General features: G+C 56.7%; 20 protein-coding genes. 6 read left to right on the top strand and 14 right to left on the bottom strand.

The features are described from left to right. The first annotated feature begins 32 nt into the window (after window positions 1-32). Window positions 33-1,418 carry an aminotransferase family protein gene (locus HDF10_RS01360; RefSeq protein WP_260177533.1) on the top strand — a complete coding sequence of 462 codons (1,386 nt, stop codon included), beginning with the start codon at window positions 33-35 and terminating at the stop codon, window positions 1,416-1,418. A gap of 102 nt (window positions 1,419-1,520) precedes the next feature. Here HDF10_RS01360 and HDF10_RS01355 read toward each other — a convergent pair whose 3' ends face one another. Next, window positions 1,521-3,062, bottom strand: coding sequence for a CoA-acylating methylmalonate-semialdehyde dehydrogenase (locus HDF10_RS01355; protein WP_183809738.1), 1,542 nt, complete (start codon window positions 3,060-3,062; stop codon window positions 1,521-1,523). A 392-nt stretch (window positions 3,063-3,454) separates the two neighbouring features. Between HDF10_RS01355 and HDF10_RS01350 the strand changes: the two genes are divergently transcribed. From HDF10_RS01350 to HDF10_RS01340, 3 genes are all read left to right on the top strand, one after another. Then, complete coding sequence (locus tag HDF10_RS01350; protein WP_183809736.1) at window positions 3,455-4,033, top strand: RNA polymerase sigma factor; 579 nt, start codon at window positions 3,455-3,457, stop codon at window positions 4,031-4,033. 501 nt (window positions 4,034-4,534) lie between these two features. Next, window positions 4,535-4,921, top strand: coding sequence for an MliC family protein (locus HDF10_RS21300; RefSeq protein WP_221271349.1), 387 nt, complete (start codon window positions 4,535-4,537; stop codon window positions 4,919-4,921). Between the two features lie 127 nt (window positions 4,922-5,048). Beyond that, complete coding sequence (locus HDF10_RS01340) at window positions 5,049-6,347, top strand: MFS transporter (protein ID WP_183809734.1); 1,299 nt, start codon at window positions 5,049-5,051, stop codon at window positions 6,345-6,347. A gap of 368 nt (window positions 6,348-6,715) precedes the next feature. Here HDF10_RS01340 and HDF10_RS01335 read toward each other — a convergent pair whose 3' ends face one another. Next, entirely contained in the window at window positions 6,716-6,952 is a 237-nt protein-coding gene (locus tag HDF10_RS01335) for a hypothetical protein (RefSeq protein ID WP_183809731.1), read from the bottom strand. Between the two features lie 356 nt (window positions 6,953-7,308). Here HDF10_RS01335 and HDF10_RS01330 point away from each other — a divergent pair, with 356 nt between their 5' ends. Continuing rightward, entirely contained in the window at window positions 7,309-9,819 is a 2,511-nt protein-coding gene (locus HDF10_RS01330; RefSeq protein ID WP_183809729.1) for a glycogen/starch/alpha-glucan phosphorylase, read from the top strand. Between the two features lie 244 nt (window positions 9,820-10,063). Here HDF10_RS01330 and HDF10_RS01325 read toward each other — a convergent pair whose 3' ends face one another. From HDF10_RS01325 to HDF10_RS01295, 7 genes are all read right to left on the bottom strand, one after another. Continuing rightward, a complete protein-coding gene (locus tag HDF10_RS01325) occupies window positions 10,064-10,474 on the bottom strand; it encodes a sensor histidine kinase (RefSeq protein ID WP_183809727.1) in 411 nt (136 codons plus the stop codon). A gap of 190 nt (window positions 10,475-10,664) precedes the next feature. Further along, the gene (locus HDF10_RS01320; RefSeq protein ID WP_183809725.1) at window positions 10,665-10,970 is read right to left on the bottom strand and encodes a hypothetical protein; all 306 of its coding nucleotides are present in this window, start codon (window positions 10,968-10,970) and stop codon (window positions 10,665-10,667) included. Window positions 10,971-11,068: 98 nt separating this feature from the next. Then, on the bottom strand, window positions 11,069-13,303 hold the full coding sequence (locus tag HDF10_RS01315) for a sigma 54-interacting transcriptional regulator (protein WP_183809722.1): 2,235 nt from the start codon (window positions 13,301-13,303) through the stop codon (window positions 11,069-11,071). Continuing rightward, a complete protein-coding gene (locus HDF10_RS01310; protein WP_183809720.1) occupies window positions 13,300-13,749 on the bottom strand; it encodes a response regulator in 450 nt (149 codons plus the stop codon). Before HDF10_RS01310 ends, HDF10_RS01315 begins: the two co-directional genes overlap by 4 nt. A 14-nt stretch (window positions 13,750-13,763) precedes the next feature. Next, window positions 13,764-15,359, bottom strand: a complete 1,596-nt coding sequence (locus HDF10_RS01305; RefSeq protein ID WP_183809718.1) for an ATP-binding protein — start codon at window positions 15,357-15,359, stop codon at window positions 13,764-13,766. Window positions 15,360-15,390: 31 nt separating this feature from the next. Continuing rightward, on the bottom strand, window positions 15,391-18,750 hold the full coding sequence (locus HDF10_RS01300; protein ID WP_183809716.1) for a TonB-dependent receptor: 3,360 nt from the start codon (window positions 18,748-18,750) through the stop codon (window positions 15,391-15,393). A 36-nt stretch (window positions 18,751-18,786) separates the two neighbouring features. Then, entirely contained in the window at window positions 18,787-19,713 is a 927-nt protein-coding gene (locus HDF10_RS01295) for a bifunctional 5,10-methylenetetrahydrofolate dehydrogenase/5,10-methenyltetrahydrofolate cyclohydrolase (protein WP_183809714.1), read from the bottom strand. A gap of 386 nt (window positions 19,714-20,099) precedes the next feature. Here HDF10_RS01295 and HDF10_RS01290 point away from each other — a divergent pair, with 386 nt between their 5' ends. Further along, window positions 20,100-20,483, top strand: coding sequence for a hypothetical protein (locus HDF10_RS01290; protein ID WP_183809712.1), 384 nt, complete (start codon window positions 20,100-20,102; stop codon window positions 20,481-20,483). Window positions 20,484-20,610: 127 nt separating this feature from the next. On the opposite strand, the gene HDF10_RS01285 is transcribed toward HDF10_RS01290, so the two are convergent. The 5 genes from HDF10_RS01285 to HDF10_RS01265 form a co-directional block, all read right to left on the bottom strand. Next, the gene (locus HDF10_RS01285) at window positions 20,611-22,089 is read right to left on the bottom strand and encodes an ATP-binding protein (RefSeq protein ID WP_183809710.1); all 1,479 of its coding nucleotides are present in this window, start codon (window positions 22,087-22,089) and stop codon (window positions 20,611-20,613) included. A gap of 4 nt (window positions 22,090-22,093) precedes the next feature. Further along, window positions 22,094-22,771 carry a response regulator transcription factor gene (locus tag HDF10_RS01280; RefSeq protein ID WP_183809708.1) on the bottom strand — a complete coding sequence of 226 codons (678 nt, stop codon included), beginning with the start codon at window positions 22,769-22,771 and terminating at the stop codon, window positions 22,094-22,096. Window positions 22,772-23,072: 301 nt separating this feature from the next. Continuing rightward, window positions 23,073-23,504: a glycoside hydrolase family 3 N-terminal domain-containing protein gene (locus HDF10_RS01275; RefSeq protein ID WP_311732625.1), complete on the bottom strand. Its 432-nt coding sequence runs from the start codon at window positions 23,502-23,504 to the stop codon at window positions 23,073-23,075. A gap of 115 nt (window positions 23,505-23,619) precedes the next feature. Further along, a complete protein-coding gene (locus HDF10_RS01270; RefSeq protein WP_183809706.1) occupies window positions 23,620-25,203 on the bottom strand; it encodes a carboxylesterase/lipase family protein in 1,584 nt (527 codons plus the stop codon). Window positions 25,204-25,210: 7 nt separating this feature from the next. Then, window positions 25,211-26,938 (bottom strand): carboxylesterase/lipase family protein, encoded by a 1,728-nt coding sequence (locus tag HDF10_RS01265; protein WP_183809704.1) that lies wholly within the window; start codon window positions 26,936-26,938, stop codon window positions 25,211-25,213. Between the last annotated feature and the right edge of the window lie 20 nt (window positions 26,939-26,958).

The raw sequence follows: 26,958 nt of genomic DNA, 5'->3' as shown, positions 1-26,958 counted from the left end.
ACAGATAACGTCTCAGGAATAGGATGGCACTCATGAGTCCGATCGATGTGGTTGAGCCTAAGAGCTCCAATAAGTCAGCGCCACTTACGAGCCAGCAGGTGGTGGATATAACGCGGCAGCACAACTACGGCACGTGGCGATTTCAAAAGGGCTGGAACCCGATGCACATCGTCGACGCCGAGGGCTGCACCATCGTCGACGGTGCGGGTAAGCGGTATCTGGATTTTTCGTCGCAGTTGATGTGCTCAAATCTCGGGCACAAGAATCAGGCTGTGGTTGATGCGATTGCGCGGCAGGCCCAGGAGTTGAGCTATGCGATGCCTGGCTATGCGACCACGACTCGTGCGGAGCTGTCTCAGCTTCTGCTCGAAGTTTTGCCCAAGGGCATCAGCAAATTTTTCTTTACTACCTCCGGGACGGAGGCCAACGAGGCGGCGTTCAAGATTGCGCGCATGTACACAGGAAAGACGAAGATCATTGCGCGCTATCGCTCTTATCATGGCTCTACGGCCGGCTCTATCGCGGCTACCGGCGATCCTCGGCGGTGGGCGATGGAGCCGGGCGGCAAGGGGCCGGGCATTCTCTTCGCGCCTGAGGTTCACTGTTACAAATGCCCGATCAAGCACACGTATCCGGGATGCGGAATTGCCTGCGCGGACTATATCGAACATATGATCCGCAATGAGTCGGATGTGGCTGCAGTACTGGTGGAGCCTATCGTTGGGACGAATGGCGTGATCGTTCCTCCAGAGGAGTACATGCCGAAGCTTCGCCGGATCTGCGATGAGTATGGTGTTTTGCTGATTGCGGATGAGGTGATGACGGGGTGGGGGCGTACGGGCGAGTGGTTCGCTATGAATCACTGGGGAGTCGTTCCGGACATTCTGGTTACGGCGAAGGGGATTACTTCGGCTTATGTGCCGCTGGGACTTTGCGCAACGACGGAGAAGATCGCTGACTTTTTTCAGGATCATTACTTCGCTCATGGTCATACCTATGAGGCGCATCCGCTGACGCTTGCTCCTGCGGTCGCGACCATTCGTGAGATGCAGCGTCTTGGGCTTGTTGAACGGGCGCGTGAGCTTGCTCCTTATGTGGGAGACAAGCTCAAGGAGTTGAAGGCGAAACATCCGAGTATTGGGGACGTTCGCGGGAAAGGACTCTTCTGGGCGGTTGACCTGGTGAAGGATCAAACCACTAAAGAGCCTTTCAATACTTATTCAGACAAGGTTTCGGGAAAGCCGTTGCTGGTGGATCAGATTGCCGCGAAGATACTTGCAGATGGTGTAACGATTCAGGCGTGGGTTTCTCATTTTGTGATCGCTCCTCCGCTGATTGTTACGACGGAGCAGATCGATTTTGGGATCTCGGTTCTGGATAAGCATCTTGCTATTGCGGATGCAGCTTTGGGTGCGTGATCGTGTCCTGCGTCCTGCCGGACGGGCCCACTGCGCGTGGGGCGACCACTTCGTGGTGGGTATACCCCTTCGGTGGGTCCTCCCGTTGGTCGGGGTCGGATTTTAGCCTAGCGTTGGCATCAAGGTGTCTACTCCCTTGCGAATGCCTGTGGGCCAGCGTGAGGTGATCGTCTTCAGTCTGGTGTAGAAACGCACGCCTTCGGGGCCGTAGACGGCGTGATCGCCGAAGAGAGAACGCTTCCATCCGCCGAAGCTGTGGAATGCCATCGGCACTGGAATTGGCACGTTGACCCCTACCATGCCGGCCTGGACCCTGTGCGCGAAGTCTCTTGCTGTGTCGCCATCACGCGTGTAGATGGAGGTCCCGTTGCCGTACTCGTGTTCGTTGATCAGCTTCAGCGCTGTTTCGAAGTCGCTGGCTCGCACGATGCCCAGCACGGGACCGAAGATCTCCTCACGATAGATTTTCATCTCCGGCTTGACGTGATCGAACAGGCAGGCGCCGAGGAAGAAGCCTTCTCCTTTGGTGAGAGCGTTGTTGCGTCCATCGACTCGTAGCTCTGCACCCTCGGACTGGCCTTGCTGTAGATAGCCGGTGACTCGCTCGAGATGAGCCTTTGTGACGAGGGGGCCGAGCTCTGCGCCCGGCTGCATACCTTCGCCCATCTGCAGGCCTTCGATGCGATGCTCGATCTTGCCTATCAACTTGTCGGCCGTGGCGTTGCCTACTGTGACGGCGACCGAGATGGCCATGCAGCGTTCGCCTGCGGATCCGTAGGCTGCGCCGACGAGCGCATCGGCGGCCTGATCGAGGTCTGCGTCGGGCATGACGATCATGTGATTCTTGGCGCCGCCCAGAGCCTGGACGCGTTTGCCGTGACTGGTTGCTTCGCGGTAGACGTACTCGGCGATTGGGGTGGAGCCTACGAAGCTGATCGCCTGCACGGTTGGGTGGGCGAGGAGTGCATCGACTGCGGTCTTGTCGCCGTGGACGACGTTGAAGACTCCGTCGGGCAGGCCGGCCTCTTTGAGCATCTCAGCCAGGAGCAGCGATGCGCTGGGGTCGCGCTCGCTGGGCTTGAGAACGAAGGTGTTGCCGCATGCGAGGGCGATGGGGAACATCCACATGGGCACCATCGCGGGGAAGTTGAAGGGGGTGATGCCGGCTACGACGCCGAGGGGTTGGCGCATGGACCAGCTATCGATGTCAGAGCCGACCTGCTCGGTGAACTCACCTTTGAGCAGATGTGGAATGCCGGTGGCAAACTCGACGACTTCGAGGCCGCGGGTTGCCTCGCCTTTCGCATCGGAGAAGACCTTGCCGTGCTCGCTGGTAAGGAGCGCGGCGACCTCGTCGAGACGGCGCTCGAAGATCTCACGAAAGCGAAAGAGTACGCGAGCTCTCCGAAGCACCGGTTGCGCCGACCATGCTGGAAATGCGGCGGCGGCGGCGGCTACGGCCCGGTCCACTTCCGCGCTGGTTGCGAGGGCCACCTTCGCCTGGACCTTACCCGTGGCGGGGTTGTATACATCCCCAAACCGTCCGGAGACTCCGGTCATGATTTCGCCGTTTACCCAGTGATGGACCTCTCGAAGTTGGCGGGCGGTGGATTCGGGCGGGGTCAGTGTGGATGTGGCGGACATAGGCGAACCTCCTAAGAGGATTATCCTACCAGCCGCAGAGGGGAACTCAGTATCCGCTTTGTTTACGGCACAATCGTACGGACTTTGGCGAGAGAAGCATCGTTCCGGTTTGCAGTCGTCTTTATTCTTTTGGACCTTCTGAAACGATCGACACCTGTCGGGCACTATCCAGATGTCGCGTCTTACAGGCGATACTCTTGTTTTGATTTGCATTGCTTCTCTGCCTTGATTCCCCTCTGGCGAGGTGCCAGCCGCACACGGTACAGATAGCCGATTTAGCGAGGCGTCAGGGTGCCGAAAGATAAGAACTTACGATTACCCTGGAGGTTCGTAACAAGTTCGTCCCACGGTGTAAACTTGGGCGCAAGTACAGCCGCCTGGGGGGATAGAGCTTGCAATTTTTTGCGTTCGACGCGGCGTATCTTGAGAGACTCCGATCTGGAGACGCCCGCACCGAGGAGCACTTTGTCAGGTATTTCGGGGAACTGATCCACCTTAAGCTGCGTTCGCGACTGAACTCCAGAGAAGCAATCGAAGACGTCAGACAGGAGACCTTTGTGCGGGTGTTGGTTCTGGTTCGCTCGGCCGATGGCCTGAGGGAGCCGGATCGGCTGGGGGCATTTGTCAATTCGGTTTGTAACCATGTGTTGCTGGAGTACTACCGTTCCAGGAATAAGACCGAGTCCTTCCTCGACAACGACACGGTAGCTACTCTGGTGAATCACGAGCCGAGTGCTCTGAGTCTTCTGGAGACGAAGGATGCGCAGCGAATCGTTCGTCAGATTTTGATGGAGTTGACCGACCGGGATCGGAAGTTGCTGCAATCGGTGTTGCTGGATGAGCGCGATAAAGATGAAGTGTGCGCTGAATTCGGCATAACCCGCGAGTATCTGAGGGTGTTGGTCCATCGCGCGAAGCAGTCGTTCAAGACTTTTTACATAGGCCGCTTGGGCGAGAACAGGATGAACTAGAAGCATTGGGTTTGTTCTGGGCGTTCCTCCTGGCATTCCAGCAGAGTTATGCGAAAGTCAATTGTATGGGCGGCGTTTCAGCTCTATGCCAGCTCGTAAGAGGCTTGTCTCAATCTTCAGACGGCAGAGATCGAAAGCCGATCGATTCGCTATCTTTCGAAGAGTTCAAGCAAATAGTTCAGGAATGATTGAAACGATTTTGTGCTGGTCATCACTACAGTGTGCACAAACTGATTGATCTTGAGTTCCAGCCAGTTGAGTTCTTCGGGCTGGTGATGCCTGCGAGAGGTGACGGGAGACATCACCTCCGCAGGCTTCTATCTCTTTGGCCGATCTCTTTCATCAATGAGAGCAGATTCTCTACGCGTGAAGCGTTTCCTTGAGTGACCTACTACAGATGCCAACTAAGGTGGTTATAGAAGGCTCGTGCGCATATCGAGAGCCACAAACTTTGAAGGTATGATGTTTGCATCTTCGAGGTTTAGAACGAGGAGATAGATTATGGGTGCATCATGGAAAAAGGTTCTGGCTGGTGTGGCTGTTCTTGCCTGCTGCGCATTTGCGAGAGCGACTGACGTAACGATCCACTTGAGCGGCTCGGAACCGATCTCGCGGAGCATGATGAAGTACCGGTGTGACGCCCAGGGAAGCAAGATGGGACTGCCTGCAGGAGTCTTTTCGGTTGAATATATAAACGGAGCAGGAAACAGCCTCGCGGTTGTTCCAGTCGCTGGGCATTCGTTGATCTTTGCAAATGTGGCTTCGGGGTCGGGAGCTCGATATGCGGCCGGAAGCTATATCTGGTGGGAAGCGGGTGGTCGGGGGGTTACTTTTTCGTCGGACTCTATCGCGGGGAATATGACCTCTGAATGTCACCGTGCGGAGTAAGCCGCGTCACGATAGTATTCCTGCAAGGATAGAGACGCTGTTGTGACTCGACGATTGGCCTGTTCTGGATTCATTGTTGATCACCCACCGCCCATGCCCTGCCTCGTCGGAAGAGAGACCGCTTTTTATGCATTTTGAAGAGACCGAAGCAGCTGCTGCAAGCTCCGAGACTGGCGCTCCAGGATGGAGGTTTGCTGTGGCAGCCGGCATCCTGGGTTGGATTCTCGACGCGTTCGATTTTTTTGTCGTCGTCTTTCTGATATCGGAGCTGATGGGAAAATTTCACGTGGGGAAGGCCGCGATTGTGTGGAGTATGACACTGACGCTGGCCATGCGACCGATTGGAGCGCTGTTCTTTGGAGCTCTGGCTGACAGGTTCGGACGCAAGAAACCGCTGATTGCATGCGTTGTGTACTTTTCTACGGTGACCGTACTGAGCGGGCTTGCGCCGACCTATTGGATATTTATGGCGATGAGGCTGTTGTACGGTCTTGGGATGGGTGGCTATTGGGGCATCGGCGCCTCCTATGCGATGGAGAGCGCGCCTCGGCACAGGCGCGGCGTCCTCTCTGGCCTGATGCAGGGCGGTTATCCCTTTGGGTATCTCATGGCGGCGATCGGAATGCAGACGATCGCACCGAGGTTCGGCTGGCAGGCGATGTTTTTTGTCGGGGTTGGGGTCACGCTTGTTATTGTTTTGCTGGCTGCAGTTGCGCCTGAATCGGCAGCTTGGCGGTTGCATCGAACGCCATCGCTCGGAAAGATATTCGGAACGCTGTTTCAGCATTTAGGCGTCTTCGGATATCTTTTGGTGTTGATGACAGCGATCACCTGTCTCTCTCACGGCACTCAGGATCTTTATCCTGACTTCCTGAAGACGCTGCCGTGGATGAATGGCATCACCGTACTGGGAATGAAGGCGACGTTTGGAATTCCGGTGATCTACAACGTCGGGGCGATCATCGGGGCCGTTGTAGTGGGAGCGATGTCGGAGCGAATTGGGCGGCGGTATGCCGTGATGGCTGCGCTTGGGGTGTGTCTGCTGGCGATGCCGATGTGGGCGTTCGGCGGCTCGGTGCTGGCGATTGTGGTTGGGTCTTACCTGATGCAGAGCGGCGTGCAGGGGGCGTTTGGCGTGATTCCGGCGCACCTGAATGAGTTGGCTCCGGATGCGATTCGCGGGCTGTTTCCCGGGTTTGTGTATCAGCTCGGCGTGCTGTTTGCTTCGCCGGTGCTGCCACTGCAGAACCTGCTGCGGAGCAGATTTGGCTATCCCTGGGCGTTATGTTCTTTTGAGACGCTGGTGATTGTTGCGCTGCTTCTGATCTTCTGGTTTGGTCCGGAGAAGCGAGGCAGAAGCTTTGTGACGGGCCAGCGCTTGGACGCGATCGAGGAACCCGCGACGGATGTCGCTGCTTTGAAATAAGTTTAAGTTACAGAGGTTGGTGAGGGACGCCTCTGATTCATGCCGACTGCAGCAGGACTGGGGTTCGTCTGTCTGAGAAGTAAGGATGGCAGATGTGGCGCGACTCAACGTTGGACTTATCGGCTTCGTGATCATGCTTTGCAACAACAGTCGCTAAACAGTTCAAACAAATCGAATCAGATGATCCATCCATCTTTGGGCGACGGGGAGGTGTTGCAGCGGCTTGATTGGCCATAGTGTCTCCTTACGAGAAGGTTAAGCAGTGTTTTGTTGTTGGATGGGTGAACGCTTGGCGAAGTTGCCCGGGCCACTTGGAACTTACCGTCGGTGTGGACTTGCGGGTGTTTCCCTTTAGAGATGACCTTTTCTTAAAGGTCTTTTTGAGACGAGTTCGACTTTCGGGCCTCCGCCTTCAGCTGATCGTTGATGGTTGCAAGGCGCTCGTTTATAACGGCGATTGACTCGGCCCAGGTTTTGAAAGTTTCGGTGGTGTACCCGGCATCGAAGGTTCGGGGGTGCGGCTCTTTGGCGGAATGCCTTCGCTTGGCCTCTTCCAGCCTTTGCTGAAAATACGCAAGCCGTTGTTTAAGATCTTCTTCGCTCATGCCAGCACTTAGTATATTCGATGCAAATCCACAGGCTCATGATCGAGCCTCAAGGTGCCAGTCGAATGGAAGACGTCGAACCGCCCCGATTGCACACAGAGTTCCATGATTTTGCTTATCGTCCAGCGAAAAGACGAGCAAAAACGGTTAGAGCTATCGCTCTTCATTCGTGAATGTCCTATGAATTCTTTTTCGTGAATTCTTTAGAGTTCGCGATATTTTATTGCTACCGCTTTCGAGCGGTCTCTAGCATCGACTATGGAGGGAGTCGGGGCGACACTCGCACCCTATCGGGACTCCAAGTCAAGGTTCTCGCTCTCTGCAACAGAAGCAGGCCAACAGAAACGAGGCACGCCATGCAGGAACCAACGCCCAAGGGGCATGACCTGATCGTTGATGACGATCGGACTAGCACTACGGTCCCGGCGCTCAAACAGGCGATTCTGGATAATCTCTTCTACGTTGTGGGCAAGCGAGCCGAGGTGGCGACGGACATGGATCACTTCATGGCTCTCGCTTATACGGTGCGAGACCGGATTCTGGCGCGTTGGCTTACGACCAAAGAAGACTATGTGAAGCATCGCGTACGTACTGTCCATTATTTGTCGGCTGAGTTTTTGATGGGACCTCACCTGGCAAACAATCTGCTCAATCTTGGACTCCAGGAGGCTGTCCGCCAAGCGACGACGGAGCTCGACCTTGACCTCGATCTATTGATCAAGCAGGAGAGTGAGCCTGGACTGGGAAACGGCGGACTGGGCCGGCTTGCAGCGTGCTATCTCGACTCCCTGGCAACGCTGGGAGTTCCTGCGATGGGGTACGGTATTCGCTATGAGTACGGTATGTTTCATCAGACGATTCGTGATGGCTGGCAGGTCGAGCTTACCGACTATTGGCTGCGCTACGGCAATCCTTGGGAGATTCGGCGTCCGCAGGCGGACGTCGAGGTAGGCTTTGGCGGCCACACTCAATCGTGGACCGATTCTTTCGGCGAGTATAAGGTGCAGTGGATTTCTGGGGAGGTGGTCAAGGGGATTCCTTATGACACGCCGATTCTTGGGTATCGTTCGGGGGTGGCAAACACTCTTCGGCTGTGGAGGTCGGAAGCGACTGAATCCTTCTACTTTGAACGCTTCAACAGCGGCGACTATGAGGGTGCGGTCGGGGCCAAGGTCTTCGCCGAGAATATTTCCAAGGTTCTCTATCCGAATGACGAAGAGATTCGCGGTAAAGAACTTCGCCTGCAGCAGCAGTATTTCTTCACCTCGTGTTCGCTGCAGGATATGATCCGGCGGCATCAGAATGCGGGCCATGCCATTGAGAACTTCCACGAACTGTGTGTCGTCCAGCTCAACGATACTCATCCGTCGATCGGCGTCGCCGAACTGATGCGGCTCCTGATCGATATTCATGGTCTGGGCTGGGACAAGGCTTGGGAGATTACCTCGCATACCTTTAATTACACCAACCACACTCTTCTGCCGGAGGCGCTCGAACGCTGGCCGCTGCCGATGTTCGGCTCGCTGCTGCCTCGCCACCTCGAGATCATTTATGAACTCAATGCGCGTTTTCTGAGTGCGCTGCGCGAGCGGTTTCCGAACGATGAAGATCGCGTGGCTCGCATGTCTCTGATCGACGAGCATGGGGAGAGGTACGTGCGCATGGCGCACCTCGCCTGCGTTGGAAGCGAGCATATCAACGGGGTCGCTCGATTGCATACTGAGCTGCTGAAGAGCGACGTGCTTCACGACTTCTATGAGCTGTGGCCTGAGAAGTTCATCAATGTGACGAACGGCGTGACGCCGCGGCGCTGGCTGGCGGTTAGCAATCCTGAGCAGACGGAGCTGATGATCAGCAAGATTGGGCAGGATTGGATTGGGGACCTCGATCAGATTTCGCAGCTGGAGCGCTACGCTGAAGACTCCGCCTTCCGCGCGGACTGGCGCAATGTACAGTACGCCGTCAAGGTTCGATTGACACAGTACATCGCCGACACGACCGGGATCGCCGTCGATCCGAAGTCGATGTTCGATGCCCAGGTGAAGCGAATTCACGAGTACAAACGGCAGCATCTGAACGTTCTTTACATCCTGACGCAGTATCACCGCTTGAAGAAGAATCCCAGACTGGAGATTCCTGCCCGCACCTTCCTGTTCGGCGGAAAAGCTGCTCCTGGATACTTCATGGCGAAGTTGATCATCAAGCTGATCACCTCAGTCGCCGAGGTGATCAATAATGATTCGGAGGTAAATCAACAACTGAAGGTGGTCTTTCTTCCCGATTACAACGTCACCTTCGGCCAGTTGGTCTACCCTGCCGCCGATCTTAGCGAACAGATCTCCACGGCCGGCAAAGAGGCGTCTGGCACTGGCAATATGAAGTTTGCGATGAATGGAGCGATTACCATCGGCACTCTCGACGGAGCCAACATTGAGATTCGCGAGGCTGTGGGGCACGAAAACTTCTTCCTCTTCGGATTGACCGCAGCAGAGGTTGCCGCGAAGAAGGCTGCCGGCTACCACCCTCATCAAATCTACGAGTCGAATGGGGGGCTGCGCGAGGTCATCGATAGTATCGTCTCCGGGCAGTTTTCACGAGGCGACCGCAACCTGTTCCGCCCGCTGGTTGACGGTCTGCTCAATAGCGATCCCTATCTTTTGTTCGCTGACTATCAGTCTTATGTCGATTGTCAGGATCAGGTGGGAAAAGCTTATTCGGACCAGGAGGGATGGTCGAAGATGTCGATCTACAATGCTGCCCGCATGGGTCGGTTCTCCTCCGATCGATCGATTCAGGAATACTGCAGGAATATCTGGAACATCACTCGTTTCGGAGTCGATGCACCTCAGGCTCCGGCAGGTAAGTAAGTGTTCGAGCATCGCTGATTTTGTTTCTTCGGCGCAGGACTGTTTCTCTCAAGCCGCGAGGTTGATCTCTGAATACATTTTTCCCGCGAATGGCTTCACTGAAAAGCCTCGTTAGGGTTAGCGGAAGACTACCGATGGGAGGGTACAAACCTGGAGGCGACAGAGGAGGCGGAGAACCTACGACGGCCTTATGTAGAGGGGAATATTTTAAAGTGATCGTCGATCAGTTTTGCGACGTCGATTTTCAGGCGCAGGCGCTGGCGACGATGTGACCCGGCACATAAATTTCGACCTCCGTGCCGGCTCCGGACCTGCTCCATATTCTGAGCTGCGCGCCGATTGTTTTGGCTCGCTCACGCATTCCAGAGAGGCCCCAGTGCGAGTCCTTTCCCTGACGCACGATGCGGTCCATTCCTCGCCCGTTGTCGCGCACGATCAGGCGCAGTCCGCGTGTGGAGTATTCGACTTCGGCTTCGATCTGCGTCGCGTCAGAGTGCAGGAACGCGTTGGCCAGCGCCTCTCGCGCAATCAAAGTGATCTGCTCGAGGATCGCGGGGGTTAGAGACTGCGACCTCCCGGTCACCCAGATCTGACATCGTGGCCCGGCTGGGGAGACGTTTTCGAGGAATCCGGAGAGAGACTGTTCGATAGTCAAAGATGCGCCCCTTGGGTGCGAAATCCAGGCAAGATGATGCTCTCGTCAAGAATGCGACGAACAAGGCGCAAAACTCCTCCACTAGTGCGCTGGGGTAGATCCGCGGACATCTTTTTTACGAACGGAGTTGCATCCGATGCGAAGACGGCTCGGGCGGCCATCTCAGTCGTGGTCTGTTCAATGCTTTGATTCATTGCTCATACCCCCTTCCTGTTTCAATCCACTCACGGACGTACGATGGGCAGTTTTTCAGAAGGATCCCCTGGGCCTCGCATGTGGCCAGGAACTTGATGGCTTGCCGGTCTACGAGCCTGACATCCACCAGATCGAGGGCGAGGGCTGTCGGATTGGCTGCAGACTCGGCATCGAAGAGTCCCTGCAACTCCGGTAAATGCTCTTCTTCAATTCGGCCACTGAGTGCGAAGGTCACGATTCCTTTGTCCTCGAATCTTCGAATCTTGAACATTTGGGCGTTGAGAAGCAACTGCGTGGCCATTTGCAAGTTGCTGATAGGGAAAGGACTCTATTCAGCATAATTCACGAATTTCGTAAATTAACGAATTTCGTGAATTTTCGAGGGAAGATTCGGACTTTCTAGTCCGTCTTGAAGCGGTGTTTGTTTATGTTGAGCGTTTTAATCTTGGAGTCGAGGGTTGAGGGCGGGACTCCAAGTCTGGCTGCGGCGCCTGACGGGCCCGACACTCGCCCCTGAGCCTCGGCGAGCGCGGCCTCGATTGCCTTCTTCTCCTGGGAGGGGGGAATTTTGAGGAGGGTTTGGCTGGCTCGGTCGGGTTGGTCAAATCCTCCGGATAGCCAGCTTTCGTCCACGGTAAAGATCTCGGATTCACAAAGAATTACGGATCGTTCGACCACGTTTTGCAGCTCGCGAATGTTGCCGGGCCACGCGTAAAGCCGAAGCCGTTCAAGCGTGGACTTCTCGATACTTCGAATCTTTTTGCCAGTCTTCGCCGAGTAGCGGGCGATGAAGTATTCGACCAGGAGGGGGATGTCCTCTCTTCGTTGCCGAAGAGATGGCATCTCGATTGGAAATACGTTGAAGCGATAGTAGAGATCGTCACGAAAGGTGCCCGCCTCGATCGAGGCCTGGAGGTCGCGATTGGTTGCAACAATCACGCGCACGTTCGCACTGATCACCTTGGTGCCGCCGACGCGCTCAAACTCGCGCTCCTGCAAGACGCGCAGCAGGGTAATCTGCGTCTCGGGTGGAAGCTCCCCGACTTCGTCGAGAAAGAGGGTACCTTCCTCGGCTAACTCGAAGCGGCCGAGACGGCGTTGCGTGGCACCTGTGAACGCGCCCTTCTCGTGGCCGAAGAGTTCGGATGAGATTAATGAGATAGGGATGGCGGCACAGTTGACACTGACGAAGGCGCGAGCTGCGCGCTGGGATCGTTTGTGAATTGCGCGAGCAATCAACTCCTTCCCGGTTCCCGTTTCGCCGGTGATCAGGACGGTGGAATCAGTTGGGGCTACTTTGGTGACGCGGACGAGCACGGCCTGCAGAGCAGGCGACTCCCCCACGATCTCCTCGAACATCGAGGTTTGCACGATCTCTTCGCGCAGGGCTATGTTCTCTTTGTAGAGCTGATCTTTGAGCGTTTGTATCTCATGAAAGGCCGTCTCCAGTGCTTCTCTCGCGTTGTGCTGTTCGGTCACATCCATCGCCGTACCGACGTACTGAAAGAAATTGCCGGATTTGTCGAAGACTGGATGGCCTATCGAGTGGACGTACCGAATTTTTCCTTCAGGAAGAACGACCCGATACTCGAGGTCGAGATTCGACTGTCGATGAGAGATTGCCTTGTCGAAGGCTTTGCTGTAACTTTCTCGGTCCTCTGGATGAATTCGCTGAAGGAACTTGTCGTGTGGAGGCACCCCTTCTTCTGGATCAAAGCCCAGTAGCCGAAAGTTCTCCCGGGACCAATGAGTACCCCGTGCGGTGGCCACGTCATAGGCCCAACTCCCTGTGTGAGTTAATGTCTGCGCGTCTTCCAAGTAAGCTTCGCTGCGCCGCAGGGCATCTTCTGCCCGCTTAGCCTCCGTGACGTCAGTGACCGCCCCAACAATTTTCTGATCTTCCGGGTGATCGCCTCTTACCTTACGCGCGACCACGCGAACATCCTTTATGGAACCGTCGTCCATCACCAGCCGGTGCTCGAGGTCGAAGTCGCCTCCATGTGCGGGGGCGTGTTCCAAGACTTGTTGAAGTCTTTGCCGGTCCTCTGGATGAGTTTTCTCAATCACCAGTTCGACCGTGGGCGTGGTCTCTGGTGCGCATTCAAAAAGGCGGTATGTTTCCGCGGACCAAACGACCTCTCCGGTCAGCACGGTCCATTCAAAGCTGCCGGTGCGGCTTAGACGCTGTGCTTCGGCCAAAAATGCTTCGCTCCGGCTTAGCGCCTTCTCAGCCCGCTTGCGTTCAGCTAGCCCACTGGCTTCCCGCAGGGCGCGACGCACGGACGGTGCCAGCCTCGACAGCCTGGTCTTGAGAACATAATCTGTGGCGCCAATCTTCAGCGCTTCAATGGCCACCTCTTCCCCGAGCGTTCCGGAGACAAAGAGGAATGGCACCTCCGGGCAGATGTTTGTCGCGAGCTTCAAGGCTGAAAGGCCGTCGAAAGAGGGGAGTTTGTAGTCGGCCAGAATGAGATCAATTTCACCTTTTTCCAGCAAGGTGTGAAACTCAGATCCAGTGTCGACCCGTGCCACTTCGCAGTGAATGCCTTCTGCCTCAAGTGTCGCGTGGATCAATTCCATGTCGTTGGGATCGTCTTCAAGGGAAAGAATCCGCAGACGGTGACTCGTGCTCACTTATTTACGCTCCCTGGTGGGGGAACGTTGATGACCGCCCAGAAGGCGCCAAGCTCTTTAATGGCATTGACGAACTGATGAAAGTCGACTGGCTTTACAACGTAGGCGTTCACTCCAAGCTGGTAGCTGGTCACCAGATCCTTTTCTTCCTTGGAGGAGGTGAGCACGACGACAGGAATAAACTTCAAATTTTCATCGGATTTTACCTGCTTCAACACCTCTAATCCATCGACCTTGGGCAGCTTCAGATCGAGCAGGATGACGGCCGGATTGTCGCAAGAACGCGTTGAGAATTTGCCGCGGCAATAGAGGTAATCCAAGGCCTCTTCGCCATCTCGCGTGACGACGACCTCATTGGCAAGGTTGTAGTCTTCAAGTGCCGTCAAGGTAAGTTCAACATCCTTGGAGTCGTCTTCCACCATCAAAATGCGTCCCAGTCTTTCCATGTTTTCTTCCTGATTTAGATTTTAGGAACTGAGAAATAAAAAGTCGCGCCTTGATCAACTGCGCCCTCCGCCCGGACTTTGCCTCCATGACGATGGATGATGCGTTGGACAGTAGCTAACCCTATACCAGTACCTTCAAACGCGTCCACGTGATGCAGGCGTTGAAACACGCCGAATAACTTGTCTACATATTTCATATCAAAGCCTGCGCCGTTGTCTCTTACGAATACTACGACCTCATCCTTGTTCCCATCGACACATCCGACTTCGATCTCGGCCTTCGGTTGAGGGCGCGTGAACTTCACGGCATTGGAGAGAAGGTTGACGAGAACGAGCTTGAGCATGGAGCGGTCGCCATAGCAGACCGGCAGGGTGTCGATTCTCCAGACAATATTACGACCGTTCGTCTCCTGACGTACCTCGCTGAGAGCTTCCTTCACCAAATGTTCTAGGTTTACCTGTGTTTTTTGCGTTTCGACGCGGCCTATTCGTGAAAATGCCAGCAGATCGTCGATCAGGTTGCCCATCCGCTTGGCGGCCTCGAGAATCATCCGCATGTAGCGCGACCCCTTGTCATCCAATGTGGCAGATGAGTTTTTCTGGAGCAACTCCGCGTATCCGACCATGTGGCGGAGAGGTGCCCGTAGATCGTGGGAGACCGAGTAGGCAAAAGCTTCCAACTCCCTATTGCTGGCTTCGAGATCGGTGGACCGTTTTTCGAGCTCGCTATTGAGGCTGCGAATCTCTTCTTCTCGACGTTTACGGTCTGTGATGTCGTTGTTCGTTTCCAGAATGGCGACAGGTTGGTTGTTCTCGTTGCGCCGCAACGACCATCGGCTCGCTACCACCACCTCAGTTCCGTCGGCCTTTCCATGTCTCAGTTCGCCCTCCCAGCGGCCGGTTTCTAATAGCTCTGCGCTGATGTCGTCGCTTGGCGTGGTGAAGACGGTCCGCAGGAGATCTCTGGAACGTTTTCCAATCGCCTCGTAGGGCGCCCACCCATATAGTTCTTCGGCTCCCCTGTTCCAGTAAGTGATGACATCGCTCATGTCGCGGACGAAGATAGTGTCATGGGTGAGATTCAGCAGGCTGGCCTGTTGGGTTCGCTCGACTACCTCCGCCTGAAGGTTGTCTCGAGCCTGAAGGAGCTGGCTCTCGATTCGGTGTCTTATGGCACTGAAACGGATGATCAACACGGCAAAGCAGATCAGGACCAATATTGTCGGGATGTCAGCGGGAGTTATAGAAAAATTAAAGAGAGGTGGAGCGAAAAAGTAATCGAAGCACAGGCTCGAAAGGGCAACTGACAGCACCGCCGGTCCTACTCCGGCATGCCATGCGGTGAGCGCAATCGCAAAGAGTAAAAGCGGAAGCTCCACATCGTGAAACTTATAGTGTTGGAGTAAGAGCCCTGGCAGAAGGGCGAGGATAATGGAAACCACCGCAAAGCCGTATCGCTGGATGATCGGCAGGAATTTGTGCGAACGAGAGTTCCATTGCGCCATCAGCTTGCCTCCACCTTTATCATTGGCGGAATTGTCGCACAAGTATAACGCCCATATCTCCGGAGCCAACCTGATGGGAAGGCTCTCGGTCGATGGAAGACGCATCTCCTGACGCATCCTCACCTATCAGAGGGGCTCAGAAAAGTATCTTTACGGAGAATTGAATCTGCCGCGAGGTGCCTGCGGTTTTGCTGATTACGCCGAAGCCTGATCCTTTGATCGTATTGGCCGGCAAACCCATATCCACGATATTGAACATGTTGAAGAACTCTGACCGGAACTGTACGTCAAAGAGCTCGGAACCACCCGCGCGCCTTCCGACGGGAGTGTCTTTAATAAGCGAGAAATCAAAGTCGTAGTAGGCCGGTCCGCGAAAGGTGTTTCTACCGAGAGAGCCGAAGAATCCCTGGTTAGGCCCAGTGCCGCCTGGTTCATTGATTGGGATTGAGAAGAAGCTGGCGTTGTTTGCTCCCTGTCCAAAATAATCTTCGCGAACCTTTCTGGCGGTGGAGAGATTGGGCTTCGCGATCTGGTTAGGCCGATCTACTCCGTTGGAGCCGGCGCCTGTCTGCTGTACGCCGGAGTAGACCGTGAAGGGCTGGCCACTGCTGATCGTGGAGATGCTCAGCAACTCCCACCCGGCTGTGACTTTTCGGTTGATCGGTTGCAGCAGCTCAATCTTCTCCAACTGCAGATCCTGAGCAAGACTCATGGTGAATCCATGCGTAACGTCGAAGCTGGACGGCCCCTTTTCTGCTTGGGTATTAAACGGATTTTGTGGGTATGGATTGGAGATTGCGCCGGTGGTGTTTCCATTTGCCGTGACCCCGCTCGTGTCATCGATCGACTTGGACCAGGTGTAGCTTAGCTGCATGCCAGGGCCGCCCTGAAAAGGTGTACCGGTAAGCGATGTTTGCAACGAATGATAGGTGGAGTGAGCGTTATTGGTGATGAGCTGTTCGGTCCCGAAGCCACCGATCGCGTTGCCTGAACCGTCAAACTGGGTATACGGGGCGAATCCCGGACTGGCGCCGGAGTAGCTGTTGGGAAAGGTGGTACGCGGCAGCTTGGCCGATGCAGTACCGACATAGGCGGCGTCCGCGGTGAGCTTACCGAACTGACGTTCAGCGCCAAGTGTCCACGTTTGCAGATAACCGTTGCCGAAGTGGCGATCGATTCCCGTCAAATTCAGCGGCGTGAACTGAGCGCCTGGCGAGAGCGCGGCGAGATCTCTCTGGTAGCGCTCCACGTCGAGAACGGTGTTGGATGGAACACTTTTGGTATTGCCGCTGGCGAAGACGTTTTGTCCGGTGGGAGTGTAGAAGGTGGGAAGCTGCGCTGAGGTGATCTGAAATCCATAGAGGATTGGCGCTCCGACAGCGGCAGTAATATGGGGATAGATCACGAAGGGGACAGCGCCGGTTAGAAAATTGTCTTGCCAGATGTTGGGCGGAATTGTTGTGATGCCGCCGCCGGCGTGAAGGTGAAGCGTGTTCGTGACCCTCCAGTCGACTTGGACGCGAGGAGCAATCCCGCCCCAGTCGAAGTGGTATCCGGGCTGCGGATTGACGACATATTGCTGCTGCGAACCGTTGATGAGGAAGCCCGAGGTGCGGTGAGCACGTTCGGTGATGGGAGAGTAGATCTCATAGCGAATGCCGTAGTCGAGGACGACCCGGTCGGAGATCTTGAAGGTGTCCTGGGCATAGATCGCTCCGCCGTTACGTGAGATTGCTGCGGGGCCGATGTGATCACCGCCCGAGACGTATGGGGACGCGACAGCCGTGGTGTAGACGAAAGCGCTCCCGGTGAGCAGCCCGCTAAGCGTATCTGGCAGAGGGTCGCCGACGCGGATGTTGTGAGCGCCGCTCTGTGAGGTGATGTTTACAGGGGAGTAGGCCGTCCCTCCACCGAAGTCGTATTCGCCGTTTGGGCTGGTGCCGAAGTAGGTGGTATCGCGATTGGCACGGAACTCTCCACCAGCCTTGATGAGGTGACGTCCGATGGTGATTACGAAGTTCTGTCTGGCCTGAAAGAGGTTGCCGTATGCGGATATGACTGAGCCAGCCGCCGAGTTGAAGGCTTCAAAGAGGCCGTCGTTGAACTTGACCGCGGGGTCGGTGCGATTCGGTGTTGGAAACTGGGGCGTCGTTCTGGTTGCGCTGATGGAACTCTCGAAGGAGAAGCGAGGGGAGACCGTCTGGTTGTAGGTAAGGACTCCGTTGCGCTGGTGATCGACGTACACAACACCGAAGCTGGGATCAATGGCAGTCTGGTCGGGGTTGGTGGTGGGGCCGAAGAGATTGTTGAAGTTGAATCTTGCGGTGAGATGTTTGTTTGCGGAAAGCACCTGGTCGATCCGTACGGAGAACTGGTTGGCGTTCGTGACTACCTTGGAGGACACCGCGTAGGTGTTGGCGCCGTAGGAGCCTGTCGGGTTATTCGGCAACGGATAGCGGGAGAGAATCTTCGCGATCTCAGGAGTAGGCGTAATGACCAGCGTATCGCCTGGAAACGCGGTCGTGTCGATGCCAAGCCGCTCGGAGGCCGTGGGCACCGGGAGGACCTGCGTCGTTCCAAGTACCTGTCGAAAGCCTTGATATTGCCCGAAGTAGAAGGTCTTGCCGCTTCCATCGTAGAGATGGGGCAGGATGACCGGGCCGCCGTTGGTGAAGCCAAATTCATTGCGCCGAAACGGCGGGATTCGGCCGGGTTCAGCGATGGAGGGATGGTCGAAGTAGTTGCGCGCATCGAGCGCAGAGTTGCGCAGGAATTCGAAGACGGAACCGTGAAAACCACTGCTTCCGGAGCGTGTGGTGATGTTTGTAAAGCCCGCGGCACCGCGGCCGATCTCTGCGGGCATCCAGCCTGAGGTCGATTGAATCTCCTGGACGGCATCGACGTTGAAGTTGCTGAACGTTGCGCCTCCCAACTCCGGGTCGCTCGTGTCTGCGCCGTCCATGGCGAAGACTGCCTCGACGCCGCGCTGTCCGTTGATAGCGAACTGCTGGGTGAAGTTTGTCTGGCCATTCGCGTCGGTCATCGTTCCAGCCGCGAGCAGCAATAACTGGCTGAAGTCGCGTTTGTTCAGCGGAATTGCGCTGACGGTCTGACTGGAGAGCTTCTCTCCGCCGGCCTTCGCAGTGTCCTCCACACGAAATGTAACCGCGACGGTGCCTTCAGCGGAGAGGGTCACAATTGCTGGAGGTGAGTCTGCTTTGAGTCTGAGTGACTCCACAGAGCGGTGAACGACTCCGTCTATCGTTACCTCGAGCGTATAGTCGCCGGGGGCTGGATTGGGAAATTGGAAACTACCGTCTGAGGATGTCTTTGAGCTGAGTTCGCCTTGTTTCGCAACCAAACGGATAGTTGCGCCATTGATCGATGCGCCGGCGTTATTCTGTAGCGTTCCGCCCCAATATCGAGTGGCCAGTTGCTGGGCGCAAAGCAAAGAAGATACGAAAAATACGAGGAGGGCTGTCTGAATGAAACGCATGAGACGCCATTATATTGAGACTTGCCTAGAATTGGCCTAGAGCTGATATCCGCGCACATCTTCTCCGGCGCAAAATCTCGTAGCCCTGACGACGTTTTCCATCAGACAGGCGACTGTAACGGGCCCGACGCCTCTGGGGACTGGCGTCAAGAAGGCTGCGACGTGCTTCACGCCATCGAAGTCTACATCTCCAATCAAATTGCCATCCTTGTCTACTCGGGTGCCTACGTCGATCACTGTGGATCCGCTGCGAAGAACATCCTCTTTCAATTGATATCGAGGGCTACCGACGCAGGTGATGACGATATCTGCCGCTCTCGTCAGATCATCGTGCGTCTCCTTCGGGGTGAACCGGTGGCACCATGAGACTGTTGCATTTCCCATTCGGCCGCCCAGCATATGATGAATCGGCTTGCCAGTGATGTCATTCCTGCCTACGACTACGACTCGTTTTCCTGTCGTTTCGACACCGTAGAACTTCAGCATTCGACTTACAGCCAGGGCAGTTGAGGGAAGAAACGTCAGGCGTTCGAGCTGTCCTCGATAGAGCTCTGCTGTGGAATGTCGCGATACACCATCGACGTCTTTGAATTGATTGATCCGATCGAAGATATCGAATTTACCTCTGTTTTCGTCTGTAGAATCTTCGATGTGAGATGGAAGCGGTAGGCCGATCATGATTCCATGAACGGATTTGTCTTCACTCAAGGCACTGACTGTGTCTTCAAGCTCTGCGGCGCTGACGGTGGAGTGGAAGGTGTGGGGCTTTACTGAGATGCCGATTTTGGCGAAGCTCTTTATTTTGTTCTGCAAATAGACTTCAGAGGCTGCGTCTCTTCCTACCTGGATCACGCTTAGTTGCGGGGTGATTCCGTAGCGCTCTTTTAAATGAGCGACATCGGCTTTTACTTTAGTCACGATGGCGTCGGCCACCGGTTTGCCTAGCATTGGAGTTGCTGTCATAAGTGTGGTCCTTAGGACAGTTTACAGTCTGGTTGCCGGGACGATAGGGGCTGCGCCGACGGACGGCGTCTCCGGATTTGAGTTTGGGGATCGGGTTTGGCGTTCGACTGGGCGCCGGAGTGGAGTAATTTTTTTTGCGCGGGGTTTGTGCGGTTTTGCGGGGGGTTTTGGAGAAATCGGGTGTTTTGACGTGGTGTTTTGGTGGTGAAGTTGTGGTGTTTTGTATGGTGAACGTGGTGTTTTGGCAGTCGCTTTTTCGAGGGCTCGAAATGTGACAGGGATTTGGGATTTATTTTGGGGGCTTCCCGCTTCAGGAGAGGTTTTGGTGAGTTTGGTATGGTAGTGCGACCGGGCCCAGAACACAGTTCCTGTCGTTGGAGGCGTTCATGGAGAAGGTCGATGTGATCAATGCCGTTACTTCCGCACCAGGGCTGCCGGCCAGTCCGTTTGGAGCCACCGGGTCACCCTCCGTCACAGTGCCAGCCGGGAGTCACCTGGTAGTAGAGACCCTGAGTCTTCAGCTGGATGTGACTCCGGCGGGGAGCCAACTCGAGGCCTTCGTGAACTACATCTGCGGGGGCGTGAGTGTCAGTTTGTTTGTTCCGCTGACCTTTGCATACGCACAGAGCTCTAATGGTTATGACTTTTATGTCGCTCTGCAGGCGGTGCGCCTTTACGTTGACCCGGGAACGTCTATCTCCGTCACAGGGTACAGCCCGGCAGGCTCAACGGGTACGCTGTTCGTGACTGTGTCGGGCTACCTGGCCTGATTCAACGTGTTCTTAGCCTCGGGACTACCTAGCGGGCGAGATTTACGGTCAGTTGTTCGTGAATTAGTTTTTGCGATACGAGCTGACCGTCTGGCCCCATCGTCACGACTACACCCAATCAAAGACGTCATCGGGCCAGTGGCCGTTGGGTAGGAGCTTGTCTGGGTCCGATGGTGGAGGCTCCTTCCGCGGCTTCCCCGATGATTGCGGGGCGAATCTCGGACATGATGGGAAAGCGTATCTGGAATGCGGACCCTCTGCCCTGAGTGCTCTCGACGGTGAGGTCGGCGCCGTGGGCGTCTGCGATCCATCGGCCGATGGAGAGGCCAAGACCGCTGCCTGCTTTAGATTTTCTCTCGCGGAGATCTGCCTGATAGAAGCGGTCGAAGACGTGTTGGCGAACATCCTCGGACATGCCGACGCCGGTGTCGCGCACGGTTACGATGGCGGCGTTGTCGACGAGGAGGACCTCGGCGCGGATCTCGCCGTGGGCCGGGGTGTATCGGATTGCGTTGTCGAGGAGAATGCCGAGCAGGCGCTGGAGGAGAAGCTCGTCGCCCTGAATGAAGGCGGGTTCGGCGGGGAGATACCAGTCGAGCATGATGTCGCTGGACTCGGCGAGGTCTTCGACGCGCCGGCAGCCGCTGACTAGAAGTTCGCAGAGGTCGATCTCCTTAAAGGCGACCTCGTGGATGAAGTTATCGCTCTGGGCGAGAGCGAGGAGTGCGTCGAGCAGGGTGGAGGCGGTGCGGCACTCGGTGACGATCTTGTCGAGGTCTTCGCGGTACTCGTCCTCGGAGCGGCGGCGGTGAAGCGAGAGCTGCGCGGTTGCGAGGATGACGGTGATGGAGGTTCGGAGATCGTGGGAGGCGTCGGCGGAGAACTGGCTGAGACGCGAGACGGCGGCGTCGAGCCTGGCGAGGAGCTGGTTCCAGGCGATGGCGAGCTGTTGTATCTCGTCCTTGGCCTGCGGGACGGGAAGGCGCTCGGAGAGATTGCCGATGCCGATGCCTAACGCTGCGCGGGTCATGCGGTCGACGGGTTTGAGGGCGTGGCCGCTGAGGAGGTAGCCGCAGAGAGAAGAGAGGATGAGCAGGCCGGGCATCAGCAGCAACAGGGCGTTGCGATACTTGTTGAGGATGTCTACCTCTTCCTCGAGCGATCCGCCGATGTGGAGACGCACGGGGCGTCCGTCGAGCATGATGATGTGGCACATCATCATGGCTGGCTGCGGGGCGAGTATGGCAGAGCGAAAGACCGGGTGGGCGCAGTCTTCGCCCTTGGGCAGGGGCCAGTCGGGAGCGATGCCTTTGGATGGAAAGAGCGGGGTGCCGTCGAGATTGTGGATCGCGAAGAGATTTCCTTCGTGAGTGACGAGCGCGTAGTTGCGGAGCTCTTCTTCTAAGTTGACCGGGTCTTTTCTTGCGTTGTTTTCGTTGAGGAGGCTGAGGAGGCGGTCTTCCCTGCCCTGCAGGTGGGTCTTCTTGGCTTGCAGCAGCGTGTACTGCAGTACTCCGAAGCTCATAAGCCCGAACAGGAGAAGACCTGTAAAGGTGACCAGGAAGTAGAGGAACATCAACTTCGCACGGACGGAGAGCGCGTGCATGGGGTCAGGTCGCCTCGAACATGTAACCGGTACCGTGGACGGTTCGGATGAGCGGCTCGCCATGATCGAGCGGGCTTTCAAGCTTGGCTCTGAGGCCGTGGATGTAGACGTCGAGAGTGTTTTCTTTTACCTCGGAGGTACATCCCCAGCCGGCTTCGATGAGTTGCTCGCGGGAGGTGATGAGGCCGCGGCGCTCCATCAGAAGATTCAGCAGTTCGAACTGCTTGCGCGTGAGGGGAATGTCTCTTCCGTGACGGGTTGCGAGGCGGCGGCTTGGGTTGAGCGTGACGTCGCCTGCGCTGACGATGACCGGTTCTGGCCTGACGACTCTTCGTGCGATCGCAGTGACGCGCGCCAGCAGAATCTCGAGGATGAAGGGCTTGACGAGATAGTCGTCGGCACCGAGGTCGAATGCGTGCAGGATCTTTGGAACTGCATCGACTGCGGTGAGGACTAGCACGGGAGTCTTGCAATGCTTCGCGCGGACTTTGTGCAGGACCTCGAAACCGTCCATGCCGGGGAGCAGGATGTCGAGGAGAGCGGCGTCGAACTTTCCGGTGAGCAGCCGATCGGCGCCCTCTTGCCCGTCGTGGGTGAGAGTGACCTTGTGGCCGTCTTCTCTCAGAGCACGTTCGACAAGGTTCGCGATCCGCGTGTCATCTTCTATGACTAATACGTTCATAGAGCCGTCTTTTCAGACTACAGTCTGGCGCGGCGTTGGATGTGAACAGACGATTACAGAGATCACTCTCTTGAGATAACCGCGGCGAGTCGTGTGGGTCTGCCGGGAAGAGTCTGAACCTGGACTAGAAGATCCGAACTTGATGATTCGCGCGATGCGGGGGTGCGTTCTTCTTCTGAGTAGTTTGGGGCATGGGATTCCATATCGCAGCATAAGCCACTTATTTACCATTGCTGCCGCGGGATACCACTGAAGATACCCGCGGTTGCAAGGCGATGCGACATTCCTTATTTGGTGACGATTAACTCTGTATGCAGTCTCGCGGTTGAGTCTTCCCCGAGCCCTTCGGCTGCACAGTAGCCGGCAAAGTGCTTGACGCAGGCCAGAACGTTATCGGGACCAATGGAGTCACCCTGAAAACCACGGACCTGCGCGGCCGCCGTCGCCGATCCCAGGTATGGATCTCCTCGCCCGCGCCTTCGACGATGCGCCCCCAACGGGCATCGCGCGCTATGTCGACCATGGGAGTGAAGGTCCACTGGATTCCTGCAGCACGAGAGTCCTTCGCGGCCTGCTGTTGGGCTGCTTGTTCGACAGCCGGGTCCCATGACGAGGCCATGGCAAGCGGCACCGGAAAGATTGTTCTGTAGCCGTGGATCACATCGAAGCCGACGACAGGTTGACGCAAGGAGTGCGCCGGAGGAAAGGTAGCCTCGCAATTTGTAGATGTCATCCTTTGTCTAAATAGTGTTGATAGACGATGGTGTTTAATCTGCATCCGAATTTGAGCACAGAACCGGTGAGAGTGCTTCCCCCGCCGGATCTGCGGTTCTCAAGTTGCAGAGTCGCTACTTGCTTGCCGGTTCTGCGAGGTCAAGACGAGCCTTCCAGGGATCAGGCGTTCCCTTCGGGCCGTCGTTGGTGAAGTTCATGAGTTGATCGGATTTGGTTTGGTAAGCGGGCCATTTGGGAAGACCAGGCCCGTTGGGGTTGCCGGTCTTGGCGAAGTTGATCCAGTAGGCGTTGGTGTTGCGCGCGGCTTTTTCGTCTGAGTCGGTGAGGGCCTTCTCGTAGCGTGCCTTGACGGTGTCGAAGACGTAGGGAATTTCGCTGGCGTGGGGAGCACCGGGCCACTCTTTGCGCATGGAGTCGGCCACGTAGGAGAAGCGGAACTCATAGGCAGGTTGTCCGGCATCGGCGACCTTGCGGGCGATGAAGCGAGCCGGCTCGATCATGAACTGATCTCCGCCTACCGCAAAGACAAGGGCTCGGAAGTCGGCTGTGCCGTCGGGATCGTAGGCCTGCTGGGCGGCCTTCGCGTTTGGGCCGAAGGAGGCGAAGAGCCCCTGCTTATTTTTTGCGGGGGAGAAGCCAATGTCCATGCTATTGGCGCCGACGATGATGGGGACAGGGTGCTGCATACCGGCAGCGTACATGGCGCCGACCTCGCCGCGCATGATGGTGCCGTCGATGACGGGGCCGGAGTAGGTGGCTGCCTCAGCGTTCATGTTGGCCATGTTCATGTTGTCGACGATGGCTTCGGCGGGCAGGGCCCGCAGTTTTTCGAGAGCTGCGGCGTCTTCGCCTTCGATGCTGTTCTTTTTTGCGAAGGCCGCGCCGATGCTCTCGGCCGAGGGGCGACCGGTGGGAGAGACGGTGTGGAGGTAGGAACTGTTAAGACCATAGCGGCCACCGCCTGACTCCACGATGGCTCGCTGGAAGAGGCCGTCGGAGAGCTTGGTCGTCATGAGCATATGGACGGAGAAGCCGCCTGCGGACTCTCCGAAGATGGTGACGTTGGCGGGATCTCCACCGAAGGCGGCGATGTTGCGTTCGACCCACTTGAGAGCAGCGATCTGATCCATGTAGCCATAGTTGCCGAGCGCTTCGTCGGGATGCTCTTTCGTGAGGGCGGGATGGGCGAAGAAGCCGAGGCGTCCGAGGCGATAGTTGAAGCTGACGAGGACGACGCCGCCTTTAGCGAACTGGCTGCCATCGTAGACTGCAGGCGAGCTTCCGCCGTTGACCCAGCCGCCGCCGTAGATCCAAAACATAACCGGGAGTTTTTTTGCGGAGGGTTTCGCTGGAGCCCAGACGTTGAGGACGAGACAGTCTTCCGCGGGCGGTGTGCCGAGGGGTGCGGCGTCACTGGGAAAGGGGAGCTGCATGCAGTCGTGGCCGTAGGCTGTGGCAGCGAATGGAGCGGACCATTTGGCAGGAGGCTGCGGGGCACGCCAGCGCAGCTCTCCGATGGGTGGGGCTGCGTACGGAATCCCTTTGTAGGAGATGACTCCATCGGCGGTGGCGCCGGTGACGGGGCCGGATTCCGTGTTGACGGTTTGAGACTTTATGGTGCCAGGCAGAAAAAGGAATGCCGTTGCGAGCAAGATGCTGGCTCGCTCAAAAGGGACACGCGTGTGCTGAATATTCATTGGTCTCCTAAACCTCGCTTACGATTTTTTGCAGGTTGTCATCCAGATTGTTGCGGGCTACGCACGTGTTGTCGAAGACCATGGTGGACTTGTTTTCGGCAGTAAATTCCGGCCATTTGGGAAGGCCGGGGTGGTTGGGGTTTCCCGTGCGCGCGAAGGTGATCCATGCACCGCTCACTTTGTCGGCTAGAGCCTGAGCTTCGGGGCCGCCTCCGGTCATGTTTTCGCAGCGTTGGACGTTGTCGAAGGTGAAGGACATCTCGGCGCAGTGGAAGGCCATGGGTCTTCCATCGAGAATGGGCGGCTGCCAGGTGAAGTAGTAGAGGTAGGCGGGAGCACCGCTGGCCGCGGCTTTGCTGATAGCTTGATCAATGGCTGCTCCGCGAACCGAGGAAGAGGCGATGATCGACCATTGCTGGAAGGGCTTGGCGTTAGGGTAGAGCTCCTTGACTGCCTTGATGGCAGCGTCTGCTTGCTGAGGCATGACCTTCTGGACGTGGGATTGGAGGTCGGCGTCAGTCCACTGCCAGTACTCGGGATGGTCCATGGCCGTGACGAACTCGTTGAGATTGGTGCCGACGAGGAGGGGGATTTTCTTTGCGCGGTCGGGGGTCTTTGGATCGAAGGCATTTTCAGTGACGACTTTGCCGTCGAGGACTGGAGCCCAGCCGAGCAGGTTGCCCATGTGGCGGAAGTTGATGAGGGTGGGCGGCGCTGTGGGCCTGGTGGCGATGACGGCTGCGGCTTCGATCTCGCGCCAGGGGATGTCGTTGAGTTTGGCGATGGAGGATCGGTCGAGGTTGAGTTGCTTGAGGAAGGCATCGGTGGTCCCGGCGGCGTTCTCGGGAGTGCGAGAGTGGCCCAGTGAGCCGCTCTGAACGATGGCGCGGTGAAAGAGGCCTTCAGCGGAGGGCATACAGGTGAGAGTGCAGACTTTGCCACCGCCGCCGGACTGGCCGAATACAGTGACGCAACCGGGGTCGCCGCCGAAGTTGGCGATGTTGTCGCGCACCCACTCGAGTGCGAGGACGATGTCGAGCATGCCGACGTTGCCGGATTCGGCATATTGGGGGCCGTAGGCGGAGAGGTCGAGATGGCCGAAGACGTTGAGGCGATGATTAATCGAGACCATGACGATATCGCCTCTGCGAGCGAGGTTTTCACCGTCGTAGGACTTGAGCTCCTGCGCGGAACCTGCGGTATAACCTCCGCCGTGGAGCCAGACCATGACGGGGCGTTTCTTGTTGTCGTTGATACCGGGAGTCCAGACGTTGAGGCAGAGGCAGTCCTCGCCGGGAGTGCCGTCGTCCCAGGCGAACATCCAGGCTTCTTCGTCGTGCTTCCAGCCGTGGCCGTCGGGCTGCGGGCAGCAGCTGCCGTAGTGCATCGAGCTGCGGAGGTTGGTCCACGGTTTGGCTTTCTTTGGCGGCATGAAACGGGCAGAGCCGCCGGTGTCGTCGCCGTACGGGATGCCTTTGAAGGTGAAGATTCCGTTGCGGATGTAGCCGCGAACCTTGCCCAGATCAGTTTCGACGATTGGCTTGGTTGCGTCAGCAAAGATGGGGTCTTTGGCCAGCGGTGAGCTCTTGGACTTGGAGTTGCCAGCGGCATGAGCTGCCGGTACTCCCATGCCGACTGCGCCTGCCGCCAGTGCGAGTGATTTGAGGACTGAGCGGCGAGCTATCCCCGTCGTGATTTCTGGAGGACATACTTCTTCCTTCGAGCTGATCTTCATTGGTTTTGTTCTCCGGATGG

The organism is Tunturiibacter empetritectus (assembly GCF_014201375.1).
In the GTDB taxonomy this organism is placed as follows: Bacteria; Acidobacteriota; Terriglobia; order Terriglobales; family Acidobacteriaceae; genus Edaphobacter; species Edaphobacter lichenicola_D.
The sequence above is the reverse complement of the archived record's forward strand: the minus strand, read 5'-3'. Positions and strand labels throughout refer to the sequence as shown.

Coding starts and splice junctions, on each gene's coding strand:
- HDF10_RS01280 (WP_183809708.1), bottom strand. CDS start 22,771: ATGAACGTATTAGTCATAGAAGATGACACGCGGATCGCGAACCTTGTC.
- HDF10_RS01300 (WP_183809716.1), bottom strand. CDS start 18,750: ATGCGTTTCATTCAGACAGCCCTCCTCGTATTTTTCGTATCTTCTTTG.
- HDF10_RS01355 (WP_183809738.1), bottom strand. CDS start 3,062: ATGTCCGCCACATCCACACTGACCCCGCCCGAATCCACCGCCCGCCAA.
- HDF10_RS01320 (WP_183809725.1), bottom strand. CDS start 10,970: ATGGCCACGCAGTTGCTTCTCAACGCCCAAATGTTCAAGATTCGAAGA.
- HDF10_RS01290 (WP_183809712.1), top strand. CDS start 20,100: ATGGAGAAGGTCGATGTGATCAATGCCGTTACTTCCGCACCAGGGCTG.
- HDF10_RS01275 (WP_311732625.1), bottom strand. CDS start 23,504: ATGACATCTACAAATTGCGAGGCTACCTTTCCTCCGGCGCACTCCTTG.
- HDF10_RS01335 (WP_183809731.1), bottom strand. CDS start 6,952: ATGAGCGAAGAAGATCTTAAACAACGGCTTGCGTATTTTCAGCAAAGG.
- HDF10_RS21300 (WP_221271349.1), top strand. CDS start 4,535: ATGGGTGCATCATGGAAAAAGGTTCTGGCTGGTGTGGCTGTTCTTGCC.
- HDF10_RS01285 (WP_183809710.1), bottom strand. CDS start 22,089: ATGCACGCGCTCTCCGTCCGTGCGAAGTTGATGTTCCTCTACTTCCTG.
- HDF10_RS01360 (WP_260177533.1), top strand. CDS start 33: ATGAGTCCGATCGATGTGGTTGAGCCTAAGAGCTCCAATAAGTCAGCG.
- HDF10_RS01305 (WP_183809718.1), bottom strand. CDS start 15,359: ATGCGTCTTCCATCGACCGAGAGCCTTCCCATCAGGTTGGCTCCGGAG.
- HDF10_RS01265 (WP_183809704.1), bottom strand. CDS start 26,938: ATGAAGATCAGCTCGAAGGAAGAAGTATGTCCTCCAGAAATCACGACG.
- HDF10_RS01295 (WP_183809714.1), bottom strand. CDS start 19,713: ATGACAGCAACTCCAATGCTAGGCAAACCGGTGGCCGACGCCATCGTG.
- HDF10_RS01340 (WP_183809734.1), top strand. CDS start 5,049: ATGCATTTTGAAGAGACCGAAGCAGCTGCTGCAAGCTCCGAGACTGGC.
- HDF10_RS01310 (WP_183809720.1), bottom strand. CDS start 13,749: ATGGAAAGACTGGGACGCATTTTGATGGTGGAAGACGACTCCAAGGAT.
- HDF10_RS01330 (WP_183809729.1), top strand. CDS start 7,309: ATGCAGGAACCAACGCCCAAGGGGCATGACCTGATCGTTGATGACGAT.
- HDF10_RS01270 (WP_183809706.1), bottom strand. CDS start 25,203: ATGAATATTCAGCACACGCGTGTCCCTTTTGAGCGAGCCAGCATCTTG.